Origin of the sequence: Paenibacillus sp. FSL H8-0260, assembly GCF_045040625.1 — a bacterium.
Classification (GTDB): domain Bacteria; phylum Bacillota; class Bacilli; order Paenibacillales; family Paenibacillaceae; genus Paenibacillus_AQ; species Paenibacillus_AQ odorifer.
The window spans coordinates 2,358,069-2,384,281 of the sequence record NZ_CP150298.1 but is presented as its reverse complement, the minus strand read 5'-3'; the positions used below and the strand labels follow the sequence as shown (position 1 = coordinate 2,384,281).

Genomic DNA, 26,213 nt, shown 5'->3' with positions numbered 1-26,213 from the left:
TTTACAATAATCATAAGTAAAATCACTAATATTAAGGTGACCAACTTATCTATACGAAATACACCTTGTTACGCTAATTGTGTAATAACGAGATGTGCTGAAACAGATCTTGTTCCTCCAGCGAGAGGAGTAATAGTAAGTGCAGTAGAGTTACCAGCAGGATTGCGAACGGTCAGGATGGTGTTAATGACCGTTGTTTGCACTATAGCCATTTCTACGATTTGCGATGTACCTGTTGCACGTCCAACAACAGTATAGGCAAGATCCGCACCATTAAGAGTCAAGATGAGTTGTCCCGCTTCGGTTACACTAACCTGAAACAAAACCTGATAAGTCCCTATTGCCGCTAAATTAAACGAACTAGGACCTGTTCGTGCAATTGTCGTCCCGCTAGTAGGTCCGTTTTGAGGAAAACTTACGTCTGTGCCCGGTGCTACAGTTGCTGCATTATCAGGAGGCATTAGGGCAAAAAAATCAGCAAAACCTAATACGCCTCCTGTTGCCCCTGTTGCCCCGGTTGCGCCCGTTGCTCCTGCTGCTCCCGGTGCTCCGGTTGCTCCCGCGGCTCCTGCTGCTCCCGGTGCTCCTGCTGCTCCCGGTGCCCCGGTTGCTCCCGTTGCTCCTGCTGCTCCCGGTGCTCCTGCTACTCCCGGTGCTCCGGCCGCTCCCGGTGCTCCTGTTGCTCCAGCTACTCCCGGCGCTCCCGGCGCTCCCGGTGCTCCCGGTGCTCCCGGTGCTCCCGGTGCTCCCGGCGCTCCGGTTGCTCCTACAAAACCTTGTGGTCCTATAGCTCCTGCAGGACCCGGTAAACCTTGCGATCCCTGAGGACCTACAACTCCTTGGGCACCCGGAACGCCTTGCGCACCCTGAGGACCAACGGGGCCCGCTACACCCTGAGGACCAATCGCTCCCGCTGGCCCGGGTTCACCTTGAGGTCCTTGGGGTCCCGGAGGGCCGCCTGCAGGTCCTTGAGGTCCTTCAGCTCCTTGGAGTCCTCGTACTCCTTGAGCTCCGGGAATGCCTTGGGCCCCTTGTATTCCTTGGAGTCCTTGTGCTCCTTGTGGCCCTTGCGGTCCTGTAGCACCAACGACTGTGGGAGTAGTAACATTCACTTCTGGTGGAGGACAGGTTACTTTTACAATCTTCTTAATAACCTTTCGGCGATGTTCTTTTCTTTTTCTTTTCGAAGGAAATACAGTGGCGACTTTTTTCTTATGACACTTTTTATCGTCTGGACAACTCAATGCGTACACCTCCCTATAAAGATAGTTCAGTGTACGCATCTTATTAATTTTAGACATGGACCAATAACTAGTTTCTATTAGACTGGAACCTATTTTTATAAAAAAAGGCTAATAAAATAGGAGGTGGCCCTTAAGCACATTACAATGTCCACACCATTTTAATTTACTTTTCGTATTTTATGATTAGGACAACTGACACTTCCCTATTAGCCCAAATCATAGATTTGGGTCTTTTTTTATGAGCATATAAAAAAACAACCCCCAAACCACGGGAGCTGCTAATCATCAACTATTATATTGTATCAACAGGCTTACGAATGGTGTTGCCTACCTTTGTAAGAATATCCGCCATTGATGCCGAATCATTCACGTCATAATCATCAATGTTCAGTCGGAGCACTGGGCAAGCTGTAAACTCATTGATCCATTTCGAATATCTGCCATGCATATGCTCCCAGTAGGACACGTCCGTTTGAATTTCCATTTCACGGCCACGTTCATTAATTCGCGCTAAAATAGAAGGAAGACTGCCTTCAATATAAATCAGTACATCAGGGTGCGGGAAATAGGGTGTCATAACCATAGCTTCATACAAGCTTGTATAGGTTTCATAGTCTGTCTTAGACATCGTGCCTTGATCCGCATGCATTTTAGCAAAAATACCAGTGTCCTCATAAATCGAGCGATCTTGAACAAAACCACCGCCCATTTCGAACATTTTCTTCTGTTCTTTAAAACGTTCGGCTAGGAAATAAATCTGTAGATGAAAACTCCATCTCTCAAAATCATGATAGAATTTTTCAAGATAAGGATTATGATCAACTTGCTCCAGCGAGGTTTGAAAATTCAACCTTTTAGCCAAAGCACCTGTTAAAGTGGACTTCCCCACCCCCACGGTTCCTGCCACGGTAATTATGGCGTTATCTGGGATGTTATATGGATTCATTTCATTAGCTCCTTTAGGTGAGAGGCAATTTCGACGAAGTGTTCTGGGTTCTCCACGAAATCGACTGCATTTCCATCTATGGTAATAATAACGGTAGACGGCTCTTGAATCGCTAGAGAGGCCATCGCATCATCATAATCTTCTATCAATTGCTGCAAATACGCAGTATCCATATCCCCTTCAAAAGGGCGTCCGCGTTTGGCAATTCTTTTTAACAAGGTATCGAGATCCGCTTTTATATAGAGAATAATATTTGGCTTCGGCAGGTCATCCGTCAGCACATGATAGATTTCTCGATACTTTTCTCGTTTCGTTCCCTTCAGCGTTCGTTCCCCAAAGATAAGGTTCTTATAAATATGATAATCCGAGATCACCGGTTTACCTTTATCTATGTATTGAGTTACTGTATCTTCAAGCTGCTTGTACCGATTACAGAGAAAAAACATCTCCAGTTGAAAGCTCCAGTCATCCATGTTCTGATAAAATTTAGCCAGAAACGGATTTTCATCAACAATCTCCTTAATAATCGGTAAGTTTAATTCCTCTGCAAGCATCGAAGCTAATGTTGTTTTTCCAGCCCCGATCGGGCCTTCCACTGCAATAAACGGTGCATGTTTCATTGATGCTGACTTCCTCCTCAGATACGGACCCTTCAATAACTATTTTTAAAAACAGACTAAATTATTGTATCACATGAGACCTTACTTGTGAGCGGCTAATTATGAAGAAACTTTTCCAGTAATACAAGTATCCAACTGTAAGATAAACCCAATAACAAGAGAAGAATCCCTATGAAAAAACGGTTCGATATCTATCTTCCCCCCCATCCCCACGAACATGAATCGGACCGAGGAGACTCTATTTCCGAAAAATCGGCTGTATCAGCATACAATCGGACTCAGTTGCAGCAATTCTACCAAATGCGCACTAATAATAGTCACTATCCGGCCAATAAGAGCTATCCTGTCCATAACCTTAGCTAAATAAGCTAATAAATACCAATAGCTGCTATACGGTCCTTAGCATCACTTCTCTTTTCCTAGATGTAATCGCGCATTCAAAGGACTGGAACCATAGCAAAAAAGGTGTCCCTGAAGGGACACCTTTTTAGATCATTCTATTAAGATAAACGTCCGCTGAAATCTTCGAAAGCAAACTGTTTGATTACTTTAATTCCTTCTTCGTCATTGTAGCTGACGATAGCTGGCAGATTCACGCCGTTAAACATATGGTTCTTCACCATAGAATAATGCGCCATATCTAGGAATACGAGTCTATCGCCGTATTTCAAAGGCTCCTTGAAGGAATAATCTCCAATCACATCTCCGGCTAGGCAAGTCATTCCACCTAATCTGTACGTATAAGGATATTCCCCAGGTTGTCCAGCATCGATAATGTTCGGACGGTATGGCATAGCCAGTACATCTGGCATGTGGCATTCAGCCGAAGTATCGAGAATCGCAATGTCCATTCCGTTATGCATAACATCCAGAACGGTAGCTACCAAATATCCAGTATTAAGCGCAACGGCCTCACCTGGCTCCAGATAGATTTCCACACCGTAAGTCTCTTTCATATGCAAAATGCAGCGGACAAGGGTCTCCAGATCATAATCGGGACGTGTAATATGATGACCGCCACCAAAATTAAGCCATTTCATCCCTTTGAGATAAGGTCCGAACTTCTCTTCGACTACCTTGAGCGTACGCTCCAGTGTGTCAGAATTTTGTTCGCACATGGTATGGAAGTGTAATCCATCAATCCCCTCAAGCTCTTCAGGTCTAAAGTTAGGGAGAGTTACTCCCATTCTGGAATAATTGTAGCATGGATCATACAGCGGAACTTCGATCTCGGAATACTCCGGATTCACTCGAATGCCGCAGCTGATGTGCTTCGGTGCATTTTTCACACGATCCTTGAATCGATTCCACTGGTCAAAAGAATTGAACACAATGTGATCGGAGTATTCAAGAAGCTCATCGAATTCACTGTCCACATAAGCTGGTGCGTAGACATGAACCTCTTTGCCCATTTTTTCATAGCCAAGTCTGGCTTCGAATAAGGAGCTGGAAGTTACGCCATGCAAGTACTTGCCAACTAGCGGATACAAGGAGTGCATAGAGAAGCCTTTTTGCGCGAGCAAAATCTTAGCTCCTGTACGTTCTTGTACAGAATTCATAATCTCAAGATTGCGGGTAAGCAATCTTTCATCTACAAGGTAACATGGTGACGGGACAACGCTGATATCAATATCCATCAATCGCGCCTTAGTCTAGCAGCGTTGGCGAGAAATCTTCTTGCCAAGGCAGACCATGTTTATTCAAAGCTTCCATGAATGGATCTGGATCGAACTCTTCTACGTTGTACACGCCTGGTTTCTTCCAGATTCCTTTTATAATTAACATTGCTCCGATCATTGCAGGAACGCCTGTAGTATAGGAAATGGCTTGGGAGCCAACCTCTGCATAACATTCTTCATGATCGCAAACGTTGTATACATAATAAGTTTTTGGCTTACCGTCTTTAGTACCTTGGATGATACATCCAATGTTAGTTTTACCTTTTGTTCTTGGTCCCAGGGAAGCTGGGTCAGGCAGCATTGCCTTCAAGAATTGCAAAGGAACGATCTCTTTACCTTCGTACATGATAGGCTCGATAGAAGTCATACCCACATTTTCAAGCACTTTCAAGTGAGTCAGGTAGTTCTGCGAGAAAGTCATCCAGAAACGGATCTTCTTCACGCCCTTGATGTTAACAGCCAAGGATTCCAGCTCTTCATGGTACAAAAGATAAATATCTTTAGGTCCAATTTCCGGAAGATCATAAACTTTCTTCTCAGAAAGTGGTGCAGTTTCAATCCACTCGCCATTCTCGAAATAACGGCCATTAGCTGTAATTTCACGAATATTGATTTCAGGATTAAAGTTTGTAGCGAATGGATATCCATGATCGCCAGCGTTGGCGTCTACAATATCAATGGTATGGATCTCATCAAAATAGTGCTTTTGCGCGTAAGCCGTGAATACGCCAGTTACTCCTGGGTCAAATCCACTGCCGAGCAAAGCGGTAAGGCCAGCTTTCTCAAATCTTTCTTTGTAAGCCCACTGCCAGGAATATTCGAATTTCGCTGTATCTTGTGGTTCATAATTGGCAGTATCCACATAGTGCACTCCTGTTGCCAGGCACGCATCCATGATCGTCAGGTCCTGATATGGGAGAGCGACATTAATAACGACATCCGGCTCAAAGCTCTTGATCAGTTCAATGACTTCGTCCGTGTTATCTGCATCGAGCTGAGCAGTAGAAATCTTCGTGCGGCCTCCGGCTAATTTATCTTTCAGAGCGTCACATTTCGCGACAGTTCTGCTAGCAATGCAGATCTCTTCAAATACATCCGGGTTCTGGCAGCATTTATGAACAACAACACTTGCTACGCCGCCAGCGCCAATAATTAACGCTTTTCCCAAAATAAAAACCTCCTAAAATTCCATTTGCAAAATCAACAAGGCTGATTATACATAATATTTTTGAATAAATCAATAAAAATCGACAAAAAATGATGTGTTTTGTGTAAAATCTCTAAGAAATCTTGTTAATACTCTTAAATGCTCATATTTCCTCGATTATCCACGTTTATAGGTCAGGTGTTTTGCTGGAACAGAGTGGATTTTCAAAAACTAGGGCAACTAGATTATTCTATCACAAGAGGGTTATACTTCATACGATTTATTTTAAAATCAATGAAAAATCTCACCACCCTTTCAACTCCGCCTAAAGAAGTTCGGTTTCCACACATTCCAATCAACAGCACTGCAGCAAATACAAAGAGGCCGTAATATACTCTTACCCTTTTTTGTCCCAATATTAATCGTTGTTGCTATGCCCATCCGTTTCGCGCCCATAATTGAACGATCATTGGGATAATTATAAGTTGTCCCATTTTTCCAATATTCATCATCATCCGTATAAAGAATCCTCGAAAAGATTCCCGCACACATTCTTCAAAATCGCGTACGCTTTGTTTACGGTCATTGCATATCCCCCTAAATCTTCTGCCTTCCACGCAAAAAAGCTGAGCTCCCCTGAAGGAGAGTTCAGCCTAAAGCTTCTAATATTTAGTCAACTTATTTATTGGAATTTATTCGAACGGCATAAGCATCTGCATCCCATTCTACCTGCGCCCCCAACATTTCACTTATCAATCTGAGGGGTACATAAACGCTATCATTAATGAAGACCGGTTTTTGATCTGTTGCGATAATCTTTCCATTAACAGTCGTTTGTCCAGTTACCGAATTCAAGATCAGCGTTGTAGATCCCTTCACAGCAACCACAGCTCTCGATGGAACATCCCAACGAACATTAACTCCCATCTGCTCGAAGACTCCTCTTAAAGGAACATATGTCGAATTATTGATTAGTAACGGCGGCATAGTCAGTTCCATTTCATTCCCATTCAACAACACTTGAATAGATTTCTTCACCAGCTGAGGCGTACTCACCTCGATCTCTCTGACCCCCAGACCCGTCTGTCCAAATTCATTTGCCCCCCAGGCAAGGACATGACCATCTTTTAAGAGTACATAATGATTTCTGCTCCCTTTAGTAATGGAAACTGCATTCTGGATGCCTTTAGACTGTGTAACATTAATCTTGTTCTTATCGCCAACCGTCCACTGCCACACGGTCCCATCCGCCTTCACTGCGGAATCTGTTGTCAGCGAAATGACGTCTGTAAGTCCTGGAACCTGAACAGGCTTTAGAGCTTCTCCCAGATATGGATCTATGTAATTATTCCAAATCCATACTGTACCATCCCATCTCAATGCCGCCCCATAAAGTCCATAGGCTCCATCCATATCAACCGCTCTATATTCTCCGCTTCCTTTAATAAGCGTAGGCTTTAAGATTACGCCCTTCTGAGTTCCCAGTGGTTGCTGTGATCCCCACACCCATACCTCTCCGCCGTTACCAAGAGCCACTGAATTATTCGATCCCGCTGCTATAGACAGGACGGTGGGTAGTCCCTTCACCTGCACCGGGGTTAGCTTGTTTTTCCGCGAATCGTCACCGAGTTCTCCTTGTTCATTGCCTCCCCACGCCCAGACCGTTCCATCTTTAAGAAGAGCTAAGCTAAAGGTGCCCCCCGCAGAAACAGCTTTCACATCTGTTAGCCCTTGCACTTGAACAGGCTCTACAAGAATCTTAGAAGACTGTGTTCCAATGCCAAGTTGTCCATGCTCGTTCCCCCCTACCGCCCACACTGTACCATCGTCCTTCAACATCAAGTTATGGCGATAACCACCTGAGATTTGCTTTACATGATCGATATGCATTTTGACGGGAGTATACGCTGGTGTGGTCGCCCCATTACCAATAGAGCCGTACCCACCACCCCACGCCCAGGCTGTTCCATCCGCAGTGACGGCATACGCACTTCTGTCACCAGCGTCCAGTTGGGTGATGCCAGACAATAATTTCTTTTCTTCAGGTGAATTCACAACATTATCTGCTGCTGCCACTAAGGGTGAGACTATAGTCAGGCAAAGAACAGTCCCGACAACAACTCTACAAATCCGACTTACCTGCACTTTTGACATCAAGCCTTGTTTAAACACTTGAGATCACTCCTTTTATTAAAAATAAAGATAACGCAACAACTCACGGTCCCGTTCCAAAACCTCCAATCTTCCAGCCGTTAGCGTGTTTGGTCAACACTGCGAAGCGAGTCTCCCGGCCATCTGGGGTATTGAAGACGGGATTTAGTGATTTCATATACAGATCGACCACAATATTTAACGTTGTGCGATCACCGATGTCTTTAATTTCTAAGCCAGTATCATAATCCATCACTTTATAAGAGGTAGGTTTAGTCTCAACAATACTTTCACTGAGAGCATTTTCACCACCAAAATCCGGGTTATAGAGTTGATGCGTTTGACGGTTAACCGTCAATGCAGTGAGTAAGGCATTAGGATTCAAACATGCGCGGGCACGGGTATGATTACCATCCTGAATAGCCTGAAAGAAAGCATCCAGAAGTTCGAAATGGCCTAATGAGGCTAAGTCACCATTCTCACCTTCCTCAGCAAACAAACCTTCTCTCTCCGTCCACTCCTCAAATGTAAGTCCTGTAATGTCGGTCAAGCTACGCTTCTTAATCGACGGGCCGATACTTTGAATATTAAATTCCAGCCACGCACCAACGGTATTCCCTGATTGTACAAGCAAAACGAGGTTGGAGGGATAAGAAAATTCTTTTTGTTCGCCAGAACCAGGTAAACCATCGACTAAGGAATACCGCTGCACCTCTACCGTGGTCCCCTTCAGCAGTGTCAAATCCAATCCTGCATCTTTAGAGAACTCATTCGCTAATTGCCAGTAAAGTCCCACTGGATACTCCCCCAGCTTAACCTCCCAGTTCTGCGGTACCTCAACTGCAAATGCCTCCGGATGGCTCTGAACTTTATAATCCAGTGTTTGCAAAAAGTCTTCGGAAATCATAGTTACTTGAGCAGATGTTGGCGTTACCTGTGGTACAGACGTTGAAGCTATAGAGGCAGCAGGTTCCACAACTATGGAGTTCTCCCCTTGATTACATCCAGAGTTTAAGAGTACAAAAAAACAAATCGTTACCATCGTTACAAACTGCCGCTTAGTCATCTGATTCCCGCCTCTCTAATCACTCCTCTATATTTAGACTGAGGAATATTATACAAAGTTGCGGGATACTGGAAATTATTAAAATCATTTTATACGCATAGGACCCTGTAGTTTGGGATTGGCGTTGATTTTACCTGCTTATGCGGCATAAATCGCCTGTTGCTTCGCTCTAGGGCTCTCGTCCACCTTTTGACACTTGTTAACTTCGAGAGCATAATAAGCTTCGGCATATTGCAACGGATTTCCATGAAATACAGGTATATGCAGGACCTTGGTGTAATTGCATCAGAGAGGATGATAACGAGTGAAAAAAGATTTTGATATAAAAAACAAACCCTTCCTAGTCTTTAGCTTCGTCCTGCTGCTAAAATGCGCAGTGGCCTGGTTCGTAGTTTTTAGCGACGGTCCTAACTGGAGCATGCTGCTGACAGAGATCCCATTTTTCTTTATCGTATTTGGACTCATAGAATGGATGGCTTCCAAACGAAAGTTTCTGTATTACATGATAGCCAACCTATTGATTTCAGTCATATATTTTGCCGTGCTAATGTATTACAAATATTACGGTGTAATTGCTACTTATCATGCCTTGGAACAAGCAGATAAAGTAACTAAGGTGGGAGAAAGCACATACTCATTGCTGGACCCTTACTACTTGTTCATTTTTGTGGATATTGTAGTTTTCATGTTTTTTATGTTCCGTCCGAAATATATTGCGATCTGGAAAGAAAGAGGTATGAACCGCCGCATGAACCGGACCGCTTTGTTTGGAATCATCAGTGTTTCTTTGGCGGTCTGTGTCTTTAATATTTGGCCAAATCATGCCAGTATGAACGAGAACAAAAAAGCGGAGAGTATGGGGATTCTAAATTACGAGGTCTATACTATTTTTGCCGATACAAGGGAAACAGAAGAAATAATCGACAGCAAAGAAATCACGCAACCATCCATTAACGAGACCAAAGGGATTACAGAGCCTGTCTCACCGAAGTACTGGGCGGCAGCTCAAGGTAAAAATCTAATCGTGGTACAAATGGAATCTTTTCAGAACTTTTTGCTGGGCCTGAGCATTGACGGGCAGGAAGTAACACCCAATCTAAATAAGCTTTTGAAAAGCGAACATTATTTCAATAACTTCTATACTAATGCCGGGCAAGGAACAACTTCGGATGCTGAATTTGTAGTGAATACTTCGTTGTACGTTCCCCACCACGAGGTAGCCACTTCATCCAATTATATGGATAAGGCGCTTCCGAGCCTGCCTAAGTTGATGAAAGCTAATGGATATAACACAGCAACCTTTCACACCAATAGCGTAGAATTCTGGAACCGCAAAACCCTATACAAAGTTCTAGACTTTGATAAGTATTATGATCAAGCGTTCTATGGGGATGATGATCATATCGCATTCGGTGCTTCAGATGAGGTACTCTATGCCAAGACTGTTCCTGAATTAGTCAAAATGGATGCTAAAGATGATCCTTTTTACGCGATGGTCATTTCTATGAGTGCTCATCACCCTTATAAAATGCCAGAGTTGAAAAATAAAATGACACTGCCTAAACGGTATGAAGGCACCCTAGTTGGCAACTATATTCTAGCTCAAAATTACGCAGATTATGCAATGGGACAATTCCTGGATCAATTAAAGTCCAGTGGTCTATGGGATGATAGCGTCATTGTCTTTTACGGTGACCATCAGGGTGTATCGCTATACTCCCTTGATGGCAACGAGAAATCGTTAATGGAAGAAATGGTCGGCCACGAATATGGTTATACCGATATGTTCAATGTTCCTTTCATCGTTCATGCCCCTGGTGTAGGTGAACCTGCCGTGTACAGCCAAACTGGCGGCCAAATCGACATTATGCCAACTGTAGCTAACCTGTTAGGGATTTCAATGAAAGACCAGCTCCATTTCGGAGAAGACCTGATGAACCAACAGACCAACATGCTGCCTGTCAGACACTTTTTGCCTACCGGCTCTTTCATTAATGACACAAGCATGTATTTAACTGGTGTCGATTACGACGATGGAGACAACTTTAATCTAATTGATGGCTCTGAAACAGAGGGCGGTTCGACAAAAGAACAATTTGACGCCGTTCAGCGGCTTCTAAATATGTCAAACAGCTACATTCAACAACTGCCGGATTTACCCTCTACGGATGATGCAAAGTAACTATAAAAAGAATGCCCCTCAGCCAAATAGCTGAGGGGCATTTTTGTTTTTTTTATAAGAATCTAAAACTTAATTAAGCTTCAACATCCTATCGATAATCACTGCTGCTTGAGCACGGTTGGCAATGTTTTTAGGACCGAAGGTCTCCGCAGTCAGACCTTGCACAATACCTTCCTGAGTTAGTAATGCCACCGCTTCTTTACCGTAAGCAGCGATTGTTGCCTGATCTTTAAAGTTAGCCAAAGCGGCATTTGTATCACTTACCGACTTGCCTTTAAATTTCTTGAGTGTATTGGATACAATGATTGCCATTTCCTCGCGTGTAATCGCACGGTTAGGATCAAACTTTCCATTGCCTACACCGTTAATCAATCCGTTCTTGACCCCGGATGCAATGTATCCGTAAGACCAGTCAGAAGCTTTCACGTCACTGAAGGCAGCGGATGATTTCACATCAAGCAGATCAAAAGCTCGCACGATCATGGTAATAAACTCGGCACGCGTCACCTCTTTAAGCGGAGCAAAGGTATTATCGCTCACCCCTTGCAGAATCCCTTTTGCCGCCAGCTCTTTAATCGCCGATGCTGCCCACGCCACCTTACCTAGATCCGTGAAGTTAGAACCTATTGGGGCTGGTGTCGCAGACGGCTGCACAGTTGGAGTTGGAGTTGGAGCTGGCGTTGGTGTTGCAGACGGCTGCACGGTCGGTGCAGGTGTTGATGTTACAGATGGCTGCCACGGTGTCGAAGGTATTGTTGGCTCTTGTTCATTCACCCCGTTATCCATACCATCCTCTTCAGTCGCCGCTGGAGCGGCAGCATAGATTGAATTGGCAAGCAATCTGAATTGATTTTGCGGATGATATTTATTCATCAGATCATTCGCAAATAACGTCACATGAATGTTGTCTGTATTGTAAGTAAGCGCCAATACTTGGTCTTGTGCAGCCTCGTTATTCGGCCACCAGCCTGCTTTGAAAAAGTCAGCTCCTGATCCGTATTTCGCCAAGATCTCTGCGCCTTCAGGCACTTTTGTAATATAAGCCGCGGAAACCGTGTAGAGGTATTCGCTATCGGCATAAGGCGCTGTAATTACATTGTCCTGAGAGACCTCAGCCTTAAACAATCCCTCATGAGCATCTTCTTTGCCATCCTTATTGACCGGAGTTGAATAGTCCAGTCCAGGGAGGACCTTAAGCCCTTTAACAGTTTTCAGCATCGTTCTTCCATAACCGATAAATGGTTTACCTGTAGCAATCAGATTCGTTCCCGAATTGATTAGAACATCTGCTGCCACTGTATCCGTAGTTACGTTAAATCCAAGATCCTTCAGCATAAATGCAGTCGCTCCTGCAATAGCTACCTTAGGAGCCTTAAGCAATTTACCCGTTCTGTTCTCTGAAGCACTAAACGGCACAATATCCAGCAGATATTTAGACGATACCGTTCTAAGGTTGGATCTGGATACAAGGAAACTTCCCTTCTCGTAACCCGTCCCCCCATTCTCCAGCAGTGTCACTGCCTTATGATTGGCTAGCAGCTCATTCACAGCTTTTATCGCATCATTGTTACTGTTTTTAATCACATAATTTTGCTCGAACGGAGATTGATCCAGATTCGTACTAGGGATCGTTACACCGCTAACCTGTTCTGTCTTCCCAGTGAATGCTCCAACAGAACGGCTAATATATCGGTCAAAACCACGCATAGCCGAGAAATTCTGTACCGTATCTGAATACATCTCATTAAAATCCGAGACATCTAGTCCATCATACAAGACAAGATTCGCATAACCTCTTTTGGCTTGATGCATATTCACCACATAGGTTCCAGCCGGATAGACTACAGAATCTACAGTTACACTGGCTGTTGTCCGTTCTACTTTCACATTGTTACGCAGTAGGTACTGAACCATTTTGTAGGTTTCCAGATCATTTTTTTGCAAATCTTTTGCAACCGGAAGAATGTAATACTCAGGGAAGAAATTCGTATTCTCATCTACCCCTGGACGTCCAATGGACTCATTCTGTGCATTGATTAGATAATCTTTAACAGCAGCATTAGTATTCTCATTTTGGATACCCCGTTTGAAGATTTCCAATTGATTCAGGAACAGTTCCTGCTTGTTGTTGATCACATAATCGGTTGCCCCCAAAGCCGCATAATAAAAGGCATCCAGTGAATCTTCATTCAATTCAGGCACTTCAATCGTATGCCCAAGTGCTCCTTGATGCATGGCATATACAGCTGTGTAGGCTGGTGAAGCATCATCCCAACCTGTTGCATTCGTTCCTTTATAGTTCGGATCCTGTTGTGTTTTTTCGTATTCTTCATAAGGGATATGGTAGGAATCATATTTAGTATTAGCAACTCCCGCCTTCCCCATGGCATTTGCTTGCTCAAGCATACTTGGCATTACAAGATCATATTCAATGTTAGGATCATGAGGTGGTGTGCAAGGCTCAATCAAGAAGCCACTTACAAATCCATGCATGTCCAAAAAGGTAAGCGGCGTCCACTTAGCAATTTGTGCAGTTACCGCTTGTGTCTCAGGCTGGGTCTGGTAAGAGTTGTCCCGATTTGGATCAAGCAGTGTTGAAGTTTGACGCGTGTTTAACGCGCGACCGTCAGGATTCTCTACATAATCAAGCAGGAAAATCACATGGTCAAGCGCTTCGTCGATGTTCAGAACTACCTTTTTCGGATTTCCATTCTCATCAGTGGTATCATAGGTGACAATTTGCTGTGTCATCAGCGTATCCAAAAACTTAATGATTACATCGACACCATTGGCTTCATCGGCATGAATGTTGTTCAACCAGATAGGTACCTTATAATCCTGCAGATCCCCGTCGTTAATTTTCTTTTGCAGGGCTTCAGGATCATTCATCATAAGCGGTAAGGTCTCGTTCAAATATTGATCTACTGAGGACTTATCCTTAGCAACAATAGAGAAATGAATGGCACGACCTTGAGTTGAGGTCCCAATTTGCTGATACTCTACATATCGATCATATTTATTATTGCTTTCAGCAGTAATCCTATCGATCGCCGGTTTAATCTCATCATATGTATGATAGGTTTCATATGGATTTAGTTTGACTTGCTGCTCTACCAGCACATCTCCAGCAGGTAATGTCCCGATTAGATTATAAATTCCCACTCGTTTAACGTACTCTGCACGTATACCCGTTAGTGAGAGATTCTCTCCGTACAGCAAATCAAAATGAATTAAAGCTTTTACTTTTGAACCTGAGATCGGCTCATAGGTCACTGTTACGAAAGGATTACCTGAATAATCTTTCGCATCTTTATTCCATTTCTTCCACTCTGCCAGCGGCTTCATCTCTTCCGCCGTTCTGCCAAAATTCCAGTTGATATCTTGAGGCGATGCCCCATCAGGAAGCTCTAAAGTCAATTCTAATGTTCTAGCTTCCGTCATAGAAGCTTTGTATACTTCAGTGGAAACTGTCGCCGCTATTTGTTCATAGACAGCAGTCGCTACCGTAGTTTGTTCTGAAGAAAGCACCGCTGGATCAGCTGTATTCTCCGTAGAAACCGGAGCAACAACTGCCTGCGGGTTAATTTTGGTTGCAACTTCACCTGCATATGCAGCTGGAAGCAGACCCGACATCATAAGTGTAAAAGCTAGTAATAAAGATAGTATTCTCTTGGACATTTTTTACCTCCTATAATTTTGTCTACTTTCACCCCGAATTGAATGAATATACACTTATATGAATCTGTATTCATAACATAATATAGTATTCTATTAATTTTGGGAACAAAAATAATAGAAAAAATAATATTTTTATACGACTCGCCTAAGTAAGCGCATTCATTTTGTGCAAGAGCCCTACACTACCGCAACAAAAAAAGCGCCCGGATAACCGGACGCTTTGATTTACAATGAATATATTAAACGGTTTCTGGAAAAGAAGCTTCACTTACCTCTTGTACAGGTACAAGTTCACTGCTACCCTCTTGCTCTACAGGTGCGTTAACCAGCATATACACACGGGACTCGTAAGGCCGTAATGCGACAGTCTCAATCGGCTCCGCAGGATCAACCTCATAGTTATGCAAGAGCAATTCACTAATATCAAACTCCAAATCAAATGGAAGGTCAAACAGCGCTTCCTCTGCTGTCAGGTTAGACATCACCAGCAGTTTTTCATTTCCAAGCGTCCGCGTATAAGCATAAATACGTTCATCTTCAGGCAAAATGAGATCATAAGTCCCGTAAACAGTAATGGGATTAGCAGCCCGAAGAGCGATAAGCTTTTTGTAATGATGATAGATGGAATAAGGGTCCTGCTTCGCCCGCTCCACATTGATTTCCGTATAATTCGGATTCACCTTCATCCATGGCTTGCCACTGCTGAAACCAGCGTTTTCAGAGTCGCTCCATTGCATTGGTGTTCTAGAGTTGTCCCGACCGTTCTTCCAGATTACCTCCATGACTTCCTCATGTGATTTACCGGCTTCAGTCTCCAAACGATACAAGTTCTTCATCGCCACATCATCGTAGTCATCCATTGATTCAAATCTTACATTGGTCATCCCAATTTCTTGACCTTGATAAATAAATGGTGTTCCCTGCATCAGGAAATACATCGTAGCCAACGATTTAGCTGACTCTTTCCAATACTGGCCATCATTTCCCCAAGTAGAAACTGAACGCGGCTGGTCGTGATTTTCGATGAACAATGCGTTCCAGCCTCTGCCCTCAAGACCTTTTTGCCAACGGGAGAGCGCTGATTTTAGCTGCAGAACATCCAATCCACCTGTCACACTCTTATTCCAAAGAGCTAAATGCTCGAATTGAAAAATCATATTAAATTTGCCTTGCTCTTCACCCACCCATGACTCCGCCTGATCAACATTTACACCACTCGCTTCGCCAACCGTCATGATGTCATATCGGTCAAACGTCTCCTGCTTGAGCTCCTGCAAGAAATCGTGAATCCCTTCACGGTTCATGTGCCCATCGCCAGACGGAACATACGGAAGATTCTGTGGATTCGGCAGATCGGGATGTCCGGTGATTTTTTTAATATGTGAAATGGCATCCACCCGGAAGCCGTCGATTCCTTTGTCCAGCCACCAGTTGACCATGCTATACAATTCACGGCGCACCTCTGGATTCTCCCAGTTGAGGTCTGGCTGTCTTTTGGAAAATACATGCATAAAATATTGCTCTGTGGCGGGATCAAGCTCCCAAATTGAACCGCTGAAAATACTCTCCCAGTTATTCGGCTCCTTCCCGTCCTTAGGATCACTCCAAATATAATAATCCCGCTTCGGATTATCCTTGCTTGAACGTGCTTCAACAAACCATGGATGTTCGTCCGAAGTATGATTAATCACTAGATCCAGAATCAGCTTCATGCCTCGTGCATGAACCTCGTGCAGCAGCTGATCAAAGTCGGCCATGCTGCCGAACTCCGCCATAATATCCTGATAATCCGAAATATCATAACCATTATCATCATTTGGGGATTTATAAATAGGACAGATCCAAATGACATTGATGCCAAGCTCCTGCAAATAATCAAGTTTAGAAATGACTCCTTGCAGATCGCCTACACCATCACCATTACTGTCCATAAAGCTCCGTGGGTAAATTTGATACGCTGTGGCTTCTTTCCACCATGTTCTGTTCAATGCATGCAGCTCCTTCGTATTCATATACCCTTCACAGGAAAATATTTTCCCGAAATTCATTAGAATTAATAATTCAGTTATTTTTTTTAGCAAAAATTCAACTTTATCGTGCAAAACAAGCTTCTTTCAAGGAAATAATTTTCCTACAGCGATCATTATAGGACCTTTTATTTCCTAGGTCAACAACAATCTTTTGGATTCTTGAAGCTATCCGTGATATGCTTGCGAGAGTTGAAACACCAAGTGAATCATATGGAAAGTTATGGTGATCTTCTTGAAGGTAAAGATAAAAGATATAGCCCAATTGGCGAACGTTTCGATCTCTACGGTGTCCAGGGTAATCAATAACAGCAAACCAGTTAACGATGATGTCCGCAAACGAGTACTGGAAGCTATTAAACAAACCAACTACCGTTCGAATGTCATCGGCCTTGAAACGGACAGAGCTAATACACAGCTGATCGGTGTGATCATTCCGCAGAATAGCAACACTGTACTGGATGACTTCAATGTTGGCATTCGCGATCTCGCGGATTTGTATGGATACGACATTATGGTCGGATTAACGGACGGCAGTGCAGAAAGTGAACAACATTATTTGAAGATGTTCCAGCGGATGGGGACAGAAGGAAATATATTTGTGGGTTCTATTCCAAACCATGAACATTTGGAGATCATCCGCAGCTCAAATACACCTTGCGTGCTTGTCGGGCAACAATCGCAGGTGGATACGATTCCTTCCGTTCATCTGGACAATATAACTGCCTCTTATGAAGCTGTTACTTATCTGATTCAAAAAGGTCATCGCAAAATCGCTATGATTCGTGGCTCGGGAGATAATGCAGTGGGCGGGGATCGGTATAAAGGCTATCTACAAGCCCTTATGGATGCAGGCATAACCTTAAGGAAAGAATGGGTAGTAGAAAGTGCGATGGCCGTCGAAGATGGGAGCGACGCCATGCGCCGAATTATGGATAGCGGGGAGTTACCTACTGCGGTGTTTTGCTCTACAGATTGGATGGCAGTTGGAGCCATGAATCATTTAACCGATAACGGTCTACGGGTGCCAGCTGATGTTGCCGTGTTCGGATTTGATAACAGCTTCATTGCCTCTATCGTTCGACCTAAGCTTTCCTCGGTTGAATACTCAGGAACGGAGATTGGGATGACCGCCACCCGAACTTTAATCAAGCTGATTAAAGGGGAGACCGTTGTGCCGCATCATGCAAATGTGGCTCATTATTTGGCTATTCGGGAAAGTACGGGTTAGGAGCTGTGGAGCTCCTAACCCTTTTTTATACAGATGTTGTTGTTGATGTTATTGTGTGAACCCTACTTTGGCTCGTTCACGCGTTTTGGTATCTAGAGAGATAGAACAGATCGAGCTGATTGGAATATAAAACTCTTCAAAATCCGTCCGGTATTTGACGAAATTTTCACTTACCGTTTCCAGCACTCCTTTTGTAGCGTTGGAGCCATCCACAAAATAGATTGTTACCTCTTTTCCCTGCAAAACCTCCAGCATAGCCTTCTTCACTCCTTCGTCTTAGAGATTTGTGATGACCTTATCGATAATTCCGTATTCAACCGCCTCATCGGCTGACATGAAATAATCTCGATCCATATCTTGCAGTACCTTCTCTACCGTCTGCCCAGTTCGGTCCGCTGTAATTTGCACAAGCACTTCCCTTGCCTTCAAAATACGTTTGGCACTGATCGCAATGTCACTAGCTTGCCCCTGCGCCCCACCATGCGGCTGGTGAATCATAATCTCACTATTCGGCAGGGCATAACGTTTCCCTTTGGCCCCAGCCAATAACAACAAAGAACCAAAGGAAGCCGCCATTCCTGTACAAATGGTATTGACCGGCGGCTTAATAAGCTGCATCGTGTCATAAATACTGAAGCCTGCGGTGATAGAGCCACCTGGACAATTAATATACATGTGTATATCTTTATCCGGATCTTCTGCTGATAAAAACAATAACTGGGCAACAATACTGTTAGCCAGCTGATCCTCAATTTCCGCACCTACGAACACTATCCGGTCCTTCAACAGCCGCGAATAAATATCGTAAGATCTTTCACCTTGATTCGTTTGTTCGACTACATAAGGAACGTACGCCATCCGTATTCGACCTCCATCTGTTTTAGAGTTTTGAAATCTACCCTGTAAACGGATTAGTATGGGGATAGGATACGTTAGGCGTGAGAATTTTTATTTTTTAAAATTGCGTATCTTAATTTCCTGCTCATTCGTTTATTATTAGAAGTAATCGAAATCACCTTACTGGAAAAGGAGTTATGCAGAGTGATCATCCTTGAGAAGCTTAGCACCGGAGATGCGCCGGATGAAAGTAACACCAGGTCTTTGCAGATAGCTCTGAAGCGATATTGTCTTGCATTGACACAATCCCCGTGGGATGCCGATGATTTAGCTCAGGATACATGGGTCAAGGCCCTTGGTTATATGAAGCCATCAAACCCAACGAGCGCAAATAATGGGAACACTCCAATGAGTGAAGTTAAACAAAATAAAGAAACCATTGAAAATGATAAAGCTAATGAGGCTAATGGAGCTAATGAAGCTAATGGAGCTAATGGAGCTAATGGAGCTAATGAAAAACTTGAAACTAATCAAATGAACTATATGGTTTCTACGGCTGCAACGGCTGCAAAGGCTGTAACGCCATCTAAGACTGCAACGTCTACAAAATCTGCAATGCATTCTACGATTCCTACAAATTCTACTCATCATACCCGTTCTACAAATCACCCAAATCCTGAGGCATTGCTTTTTCGGATTGCCCGAAACACATGGATTGATATCATGCGGCGAAAAGCCACCTTGTCACGAGTGTTGGAGCTGGATCAGTCCCCCACTGAGGCCTCTGCGGAGTATGGTTCATTTGAGATCGAAGCTGCTTTTCAAGCACTACAGGGTCATTTGTCTCCGCTGCAACAGGCGGTGTTCCTGCTTCGAGATGTATTGGGACACTCTGCAATGGAAGCTGCCGAGATTCTCGATACCACAGAAGGGGCAATAAAAGCCGCTCTGCACCGAGCCCGGCAAGCCCTCCCTCTCGTAAGACAAGAGCTGCTTCAGGCCGATGGTCCTTCCTTACCACAGGACACAGCCATGCAGATCGTCTTGAGCCGCCTTGCAGCCGCGTATGAACATGGGGAAATTGCCGAGCTGATCGAGCTTGTATTTGCGGACGAAAGCCAGGAACCTGTAATGGCGGTATCGAGCCAAAGCTTACAAGGCTTCCAGACCTTCCAAGCTGGTGGATTCAGTTCAAACAGCTGGAACTATACCACGCCAGGAATGTGTATGGTGGCGTAGTTTTTCGTTAAGCTGGATTTCGGGCAGCTAAGTGTCTCATTACGTTAAAAACGAACAGATATGATTGTGATTAGTGCGCTTAATGTGTAATTAACATTTGGGCTGTTTGTGGTAACTAGCTTCAAACGTTGCATATTGTGCAACAGAATCCGCCGTCCTGGCCGCAAAAATTGAATCTGCTGCACTCTCTGCAATAGATTCTGGTGAAAAGTTAGTTTAATGCCACTTGCTCATCCATTGATTGTATAGAGTGCAATAGGATCAAATTTTCTCCACTCTAATACGAATTCTATTGCACGAAGTACAATCAAACTAACTCTTTCTCTTTAGTCCAATTCGTATCACTCAAAACTCAATACATTGCTGCTGATCTGGCTGATCCCGCCGCTTATCTACAATGAGTCAGAAGCTTTATATAAACCAATAAACAGTCGTTTTAATAACCATTAATAGCAATCAAGGAGTGAGGTTGATGAGGAAGATTCTTATTTTAGGCGGCACACGCTTTTTTGGGAAACGTTTGGTCGAGCGTCTGCTTGAGGATTCTAAGAACGAAGTCACCATATTAACGCGCGGGGAAACAAGCGATCCTTTTGGCGATCTCGTTCACCGGATACAGGTAGATCGGTCTCAACCGGAGGCCTTCGCTCAAGCATTAGGTGATACGAGTTGGGATGTGGTTTACGATAATATTTGTTTTTCACCTGATGAAGCGGATCAGGCGCGCCGTATTTTTGACGGCAAAACCACGCGTTACATACTGACTTCAAGTTTATCTGTCTATGATTTCAGTGAGCAAGCGCTGACAGAAGAGATATTCGATCCTGAAACGTACCCAATTCGTTATGGAGGACGAAAGGATTTCACCTATCAGGAGGGGAAAAGACTCGCGGAAGCTGTCCTTATCCAACAAGCTACGTTCCCGGTAGCCGCTGTCCGCTTTCCCATTGTTCTGGGAACTGACGATTATACACGAAGACTCCATTTTCATATTGAACATGTACGTAACGAACTGCCCATCGGGATTCCGAATCCAGATGCAAATATCTGTTTTATCCGTTCGGACGAAGCTGCTGATTTTCTATATTGGCTCGGCAACTCGATGGTGACGGGTCCTCTCAACGCTTGCTCAGACGGTACCGTTAGTATTAAAGACCTTATCTCGCTGATTGAAAAAGAGACCGGAAAACAAGCCGTCATTCAAAGCGAAACAGCGGATGCGCATAATTCTCCATTCGGGATCACACAATCCTGGTTTATGGATACAGCTAAAGCTCAATCGGAGGGATACAAGTTTCTCACTCTAAGCGACTGGCTCCCAGAGTTAGTTAGCTCCCTAAATCAAACGTACGAGGACTAATTACTAACTATGTTACTACGATAAAAAGCTGGCTCATTCGTGGACACTCCCACGAATGAGCCAGCTTCTTCATGTAACCAAACACAATTATGCGTTGAGTTAATTGCACTCTATACAACTATTTTCAGGTATGTGTACTCCCATCTGGTTTTAGTTGTATTTCATGCAATTATATCCCCACTAAACCACCATTATCGTCATTTCACCTCGAAATAACTGCACTAAATACAACTAAACCCTAATCAAGCTAAATACAAACTTTTTTAGTTGTATAAAATACACTTAAAATCAAAACGGCAGGTAGAACCTCACTAAACGCTAAACTTTAGCCTCTCATCTCTAAACTCTATTCTATAAACTCTACTCCCTACTCCCTACTCCCTACTCACTACTCTCTACTCCCTGCTCTCTTCTCCCTTCTCCCTTCTCCCTTCTCCCTTCTCCCTTCTCCCTTCTCCCTTCTCCCTTCTCTATTCTCTATTCTCTACTCTCTATTCCACCTTACGCTACGAATGCCATTTCCCGCTGAGCTAAGCAGAGATTGTCAGATAAGACCCCTCTTTAGAACCGTCTACATTTGGTGTACCACCATCATTTGGAGTACCGCTATCATCTGGAGGATCACCAGCACCTAATGTATCATCTCCTAATGCGTCTCCTAATGTGTCCCCGGCTTCTGGATTACCAGCATGCTTTGTATCCCTGTCACCTTCATATCTGACCCCATCGTCCCCATCCGAATCAATCTTAAAAATGTTGATTTCTTTAAATAAATTCTGCGAAATTTCATTAATCTCAATGGCTTGACGGGCTATATCACGGATAGCATGATCCTGCTGTACGCTGGAGGCGTTCACCTCTTGCACCCCTGCCGCAGTTTCCTCGGCGATGGCCGCGACGGCATGCACAGACTCTGCGAGTCTACGGTTCATAGTCTGAGTCATATCCACTTTGTCGTGAATTTGCCCAATCTGTTTACTAATCTCCACAATAGATTGATCAATCGCTACAAAAGAGGACAACGTTTCGGCCACTTTATGATCCTGTTCCTCAAGATTTCCTTTGGTCACCAGCATATATTGCTGGAATTCATCCATCCCGGATTGCAGCTCGCTAATAATCTGACTGATATGTACGGAGGACTCTTTGGTCTGCACAGATAATTGTCTTACTTCATCAGCGATGACAGCGAACCCTTTTCCGTAGGCACCTGCCCGGGCTGCTTCAATTGCTGCGTTAAGTGAGAGGATATTGGTCTGATTAGAAATATCTGTTATGGATTTAGTGATGCGCGAGATGTCCTTTGATTGATCACTCAGTTTGGTTAAAGCCAGATATACTTTATTAACAGATTCTCGCGAATGCTCAGACACCTCCCGGAGGGCGATGACGGATTCAGATCCTTTGCGAGTATTGTGATTAGCCGTTTGACTGGTAGCCAGCATAACCTCGGTATACTCCGTGATCTCATTCACTTCACGTTCCAGCTCCTGAATCAGGCCAGCGCTCTGCTCAGATTGTCCTGCCTGCTGTTCTGCGCCTACCGAGATTGCCTGTATAGTGCTTACGATATCTTGATTCGTATGCGCCGTTATAGATGAAGATTCTTGAAAAGAATGCGAATAAGTTGCCAGCGAAGAGGCTACTGACTGGGTATGCTGAAGCATTTCCCGGACCCGCTCCACCATATGATCAAAATGATGACTCAAACTGCCCAACTCATCGTTGTAAGGTGAATTAATCTGCTGACGCAAATCTCCTTCGGCAATTTTTCGCAGAGCCACTTGCAGTTTATGAATAGGATTCAGGAAGGAACGTATGAGCATAACCGCAATCACTAATGTGAAAATAAACACTAGCACAGCTGCGTAAGCAACGATAGAGGTGGTCAGATTAAGCAGATCAAAAGAATAATCCTGTGCTTTTTCTGCATTCTCTGCTGCTGCCGTATACAACTTTTCATTAGTCACTAGCATGACTTCACTCAACGCTGTAGCCTTCGTATGTAATTCATCGATTTGTTCCAGCACACTCATGGGATCAAGCTGCTCGTCTTCTATGGTCTTTACCAATTCGTCAAAATATCCCGTATATTCCCCAATCTGACTATGTAATTGTTCTAACTCTTTAAATGCCGGCGAATCTGCCGCAAAATTCACCGTCGCCAACTCTTTAGTCAGCTTTGTTTGCTTGTCCTTAAAAGGTTGGACGAATTCCAAATCACTCGAACCCGCTAACGAAGATTCTACCGCATTCATTTCCTGCAGCAGTTGCGTAATTATAGACACGGTAATTCGTTTTTCCATCTCAGCTTTTTGCGTTTCCATAGAAATCTCCACTTGGCTGATTTTATGGTTTTGATAAAACGCTACTCCCAAAAAGAAAAGAACAACGGCGGAAAAACTCAAAATCAACTTCCATTTCATAGTTAGATGCATAGACCTAGCTTTCAACAATATCATCCTCCGTATAAAGCCTCATATTGCAATAGGTACATTCTACCAATATCTTGATTGTAGAAGCTGGACGTTAAATACTGGACAATGTTTTGTATGAGAAATGTAAATTATCTCGAATACCCAATCATTAATTCTCCTTGCAATTGACGTAACGTTAAATGCTAAAATAATCCACATAAGGCGCCTTATCAAACTATGAAATGGGAGTTGTCTATGAGCGGATTTGTTACCATTGATAAGCTTTCTGCGCAATTCGGGCTGACGAGTCGGACTCTGCGTCACTGGGAAGCTCAAGGATTGTTTGAAAGTAAGCGGGATAGCAGCTCTGGCTGGCGGATTTATGATGAGAAAGCAATACTCGCCATTCGGGTTACCTCATTATTAAGAAAGCTGGATATTAGCATCAAGGATATTGGAACCGTGCTTAAAAATATGTCCGTTCAGTCCATGTACGAAGCGCTCAGCCAGCAAGCGGCTTCTATTCACAATCAAAAAACAGAACTAACAAATAGAGAAGGTGAAATCCATCTCTTTTTACAGTGGATATCCGCCCATCTCGAGGAACCCATTACAAATCAATTATTATCTGAACTAAACGAAAAGTCATGCAGTCCATCGGATGGTATGACTGAAACTGAGGAGGTTATATCTATGCCAACTATTAATCACTCTACCCCTATTCATGTAAGATTCGTTACTCTTCCAGCTATGAGATTTGCCTACAATGTTGCGGTTAGTACCTCACCAGAAGATGAAGCTATGATCCCAGTTAATGAATGGCTGGAAGCTAGTCAACTATTAGGCACTGCACGGCTGTTTGGCGGCAATACGAACCCGCACCCAAGTGGTGAGAATAAACCTTACGGATATGGATTCTGTGCCTCAATTCCGGAAAATGTGAAGATACCAGCTCATCTAAAGGAAATGCGGCTCGACGGCGGCCTCTATGCTCTGACAGAAAGCACTGATGATATCTACGGCTCATGGCAAGCCCTAATGGGATATCTTGATAATCATCCTGATTATCAAGCGGATCACAATTCCAGATTATGTCTGGAGGAGCATATCCGCAACGATAGTCCCAAAGGTAGCGGAAATGAGTATGCCCTAAATCTACTCGAACCTGTAAAAAAGAGAGTTCACGCGTTTGCGTAAACGAGCGAGCCATAGATAAACGTTTCTCATCTAAAAAAAACGCTCTCTTCTGCTTATTCGGGCAGACGGAGAGCGTTTTGTTGTATATTGATATTGCTTCTATTGATTTATTCCCTACGCAGACACAGCTGGAGTAATTTTCACAAAAATAAATCGTGTAAGCGGCCCAACTAAAATGATTTGCAGTGGAAGTGCAAAAATAAAATTTTTACCTATGGCAGACAGATAAGCTCTTGGTAGTTCAGCAGAAAATCCAACATGGAGAACTGCGCCATAGAAGGACATGAACAATACCATTCCGGTCACCATAAAAAAGGATATGAACATGATTTTTTTGATCATCGGCTCATTCTCTTTAACCAGCTTATGCGCGATCCCCTTCGCAACCTTGCCTACAACAAATACATCTAGAATGAGTGCAACTATAAATGCAGGCAAGTAGCCGACGATCACACCCTTAACTAACGTGCCTGACCAACCCTCCATTAGTGCTACATTGTAAATACTCATCCCCAGTACCATCAAAAAACACATGATGAACGTAAATAAAAATGCTTCTTTTTTGTTTCTTCCCATCTTCAAGCTCCTTTTATCTCTATATTGTCAACTTGGATTACAATAACACAAATTCTCAAATCAAGTCAACCAAGTTGACAATAATCGCAAATGACTTATACTGGGATAAACGAGCCATCATTTAGGAGTGTTCTAATGAATAAGCAGCTGCAAAAAATGAACCTGATTGATTTACTCAGTGAGAAGCATCTAGCTTTACGTAAAATAGTGACAGACAAAGACCCGGATCAAATCAATAAGACCGAATCCCACATTCTTGCAGTTCTTGAGGCCCGAGAAATGTTATCGATCTCAGAAATCAGTAGAATAATTCACATTTCAAGACAGGGCACGCATAAAAGCATTCAAGGCATGTTATCCCGTGGTTATGTTGAAGCCGTTGAAGTCGAAGGAAATCAGCGTGACAAAAATATTGTCCTCACTCCAAAGGGTATAGAATGCAATAACAGAATGATGATCACCAAAATTGAATTAGAGCAGCAGATCGCTGCCAAGCTGGGAGTAACAAATGTAGAGCTTCTTAAATCTTTGCTAAAAGAAGATTGGCTCTAATCTCCAGCAAAAAAAAGCCGCAGAGCTGTCTACTCTGCGGCTTTAAAAAGATTGAATTATTTTC

At 43.6% G+C, this 26,213-nt stretch carries 20 protein-coding genes; 6 read left to right on the top strand and 14 right to left on the bottom strand.

Translation table 11 applies throughout. The features are described 5' to 3' along the window. Positions 1–68: 68 nt before the first annotated feature. From MHI51_RS10370 to MHI51_RS10335, 8 genes are all read right to left on the bottom strand, one after another. Positions 69–1,244 (bottom strand): collagen-like protein, encoded by a 1,176-nt coding sequence (locus MHI51_RS10370; protein ID WP_405173842.1) that lies wholly within the window; start codon positions 1,242–1,244, stop codon positions 69–71. A gap of 292 nt (positions 1,245–1,536) precedes the next feature. Beyond that, entirely contained in the window at positions 1,537–2,190 is a 654-nt protein-coding gene (locus MHI51_RS10365; RefSeq protein WP_076125023.1) for a deoxynucleoside kinase, read from the bottom strand. Further along, complete coding sequence (locus tag MHI51_RS10360; protein WP_076276379.1) at positions 2,187–2,810, bottom strand: deoxynucleoside kinase; 624 nt, start codon at positions 2,808–2,810, stop codon at positions 2,187–2,189. Before MHI51_RS10360 ends, MHI51_RS10365 begins: the two co-directional genes overlap by 4 nt. A 500-nt stretch (positions 2,811–3,310) precedes the next feature. After that, complete coding sequence (gene nspC, locus MHI51_RS10355) at positions 3,311–4,447, bottom strand: carboxynorspermidine decarboxylase (protein ID WP_076125019.1); 1,137 nt, start codon at positions 4,445–4,447, stop codon at positions 3,311–3,313. Between the two features lie 10 nt (positions 4,448–4,457). Continuing rightward, positions 4,458–5,657: a saccharopine dehydrogenase family protein gene (locus MHI51_RS10350; protein ID WP_036679313.1), complete on the bottom strand. Its 1,200-nt coding sequence runs from the start codon at positions 5,655–5,657 to the stop codon at positions 4,458–4,460. 294 nt (positions 5,658–5,951) lie between these two features. Beyond that, positions 5,952–6,188, bottom strand: coding sequence for a DUF5808 domain-containing protein (locus tag MHI51_RS10345; RefSeq protein ID WP_368665002.1), 237 nt, complete (start codon positions 6,186–6,188; stop codon positions 5,952–5,954). Between the two features lie 126 nt (positions 6,189–6,314). Next, complete coding sequence (locus tag MHI51_RS10340; RefSeq protein ID WP_076276380.1) at positions 6,315–7,808, bottom strand: stalk domain-containing protein; 1,494 nt, start codon at positions 7,806–7,808, stop codon at positions 6,315–6,317. A gap of 43 nt (positions 7,809–7,851) precedes the next feature. Then, positions 7,852–8,853, bottom strand: a complete 1,002-nt coding sequence (locus MHI51_RS10335; RefSeq protein ID WP_342410648.1) for a DUF4830 domain-containing protein — start codon at positions 8,851–8,853, stop codon at positions 7,852–7,854. Positions 8,854–9,157: 304 nt separating this feature from the next. Between MHI51_RS10335 and MHI51_RS10330 the strand changes: the two genes are divergently transcribed. After that, entirely contained in the window at positions 9,158–11,035 is a 1,878-nt protein-coding gene (locus MHI51_RS10330) for an LTA synthase family protein (RefSeq protein WP_076276382.1), read from the top strand. Between the two features lie 69 nt (positions 11,036–11,104). On the opposite strand, the gene MHI51_RS10325 is transcribed toward MHI51_RS10330, so the two are convergent. Both MHI51_RS10325 and MHI51_RS10320 read right to left on the bottom strand, forming a co-directional pair. Beyond that, on the bottom strand, positions 11,105–14,713 hold the full coding sequence (locus MHI51_RS10325) for a M14 family metallopeptidase (protein WP_405173841.1): 3,609 nt from the start codon (positions 14,711–14,713) through the stop codon (positions 11,105–11,107). A 239-nt stretch (positions 14,714–14,952) separates the two neighbouring features. Further along, positions 14,953–16,701 carry an alpha-glucosidase gene (locus tag MHI51_RS10320; RefSeq protein WP_405173840.1) on the bottom strand — a complete coding sequence of 583 codons (1,749 nt, stop codon included), beginning with the start codon at positions 16,699–16,701 and terminating at the stop codon, positions 14,953–14,955. 274 nt (positions 16,702–16,975) lie between these two features. Here MHI51_RS10320 and MHI51_RS10315 point away from each other — a divergent pair, with 274 nt between their 5' ends. After that, on the top strand, positions 16,976–17,971 hold the full coding sequence (locus MHI51_RS10315; protein ID WP_254848908.1) for a LacI family DNA-binding transcriptional regulator: 996 nt from the start codon (positions 16,976–16,978) through the stop codon (positions 17,969–17,971). A gap of 48 nt (positions 17,972–18,019) precedes the next feature. On the opposite strand, the gene MHI51_RS10310 is transcribed toward MHI51_RS10315, so the two are convergent. Together MHI51_RS10310 and clpP are read right to left on the bottom strand one after the other, a co-directional pair. After that, positions 18,020–18,226: a hypothetical protein gene (locus tag MHI51_RS10310; protein ID WP_036679303.1), complete on the bottom strand. Its 207-nt coding sequence runs from the start codon at positions 18,224–18,226 to the stop codon at positions 18,020–18,022. A 21-nt stretch (positions 18,227–18,247) separates the two neighbouring features. After that, positions 18,248–18,829: an ATP-dependent Clp endopeptidase proteolytic subunit ClpP gene (gene clpP / locus MHI51_RS10305; RefSeq protein ID WP_036679301.1), complete on the bottom strand. Its 582-nt coding sequence runs from the start codon at positions 18,827–18,829 to the stop codon at positions 18,248–18,250. 183 nt (positions 18,830–19,012) lie between these two features. Between clpP and MHI51_RS10300 the strand changes: the two genes are divergently transcribed. Both MHI51_RS10300 and MHI51_RS10295 read left to right on the top strand, forming a co-directional pair. After that, a complete protein-coding gene (locus MHI51_RS10300) occupies positions 19,013–20,047 on the top strand; it encodes a sigma factor-like helix-turn-helix DNA-binding protein (RefSeq protein ID WP_405173839.1) in 1,035 nt (344 codons plus the stop codon). A gap of 472 nt (positions 20,048–20,519) precedes the next feature. Beyond that, complete coding sequence (locus MHI51_RS10295; protein WP_342410644.1) at positions 20,520–21,407, top strand: NAD-dependent epimerase/dehydratase family protein; 888 nt, start codon at positions 20,520–20,522, stop codon at positions 21,405–21,407. 530 nt (positions 21,408–21,937) lie between these two features. On the opposite strand, the gene MHI51_RS10290 is transcribed toward MHI51_RS10295, so the two are convergent. Further along, positions 21,938–23,734, bottom strand: coding sequence for a methyl-accepting chemotaxis protein (locus MHI51_RS10290; RefSeq protein ID WP_405173838.1), 1,797 nt, complete (start codon positions 23,732–23,734; stop codon positions 21,938–21,940). Positions 23,735–24,079: 345 nt separating this feature from the next. On the opposite strand from MHI51_RS10290, the gene MHI51_RS10285 reads away from it, so the two are divergent. Next, the gene (locus MHI51_RS10285) at positions 24,080–25,021 is read left to right on the top strand and encodes a MerR family transcriptional regulator (RefSeq protein WP_405173837.1); all 942 of its coding nucleotides are present in this window, start codon (positions 24,080–24,082) and stop codon (positions 25,019–25,021) included. Positions 25,022–25,135: 114 nt separating this feature from the next. On the opposite strand, the gene MHI51_RS10280 is transcribed toward MHI51_RS10285, so the two are convergent. Further along, complete coding sequence (locus MHI51_RS10280; RefSeq protein ID WP_076276389.1) at positions 25,136–25,597, bottom strand: DUF2798 domain-containing protein; 462 nt, start codon at positions 25,595–25,597, stop codon at positions 25,136–25,138. Positions 25,598–25,732: 135 nt separating this feature from the next. Here MHI51_RS10280 and MHI51_RS10275 point away from each other — a divergent pair, with 135 nt between their 5' ends. Next, positions 25,733–26,149 carry a MarR family winged helix-turn-helix transcriptional regulator gene (locus tag MHI51_RS10275; protein WP_038569750.1) on the top strand — a complete coding sequence of 139 codons (417 nt, stop codon included), beginning with the start codon at positions 25,733–25,735 and terminating at the stop codon, positions 26,147–26,149. The last annotated feature ends 64 nt before the right edge of the window (positions 26,150–26,213 follow it).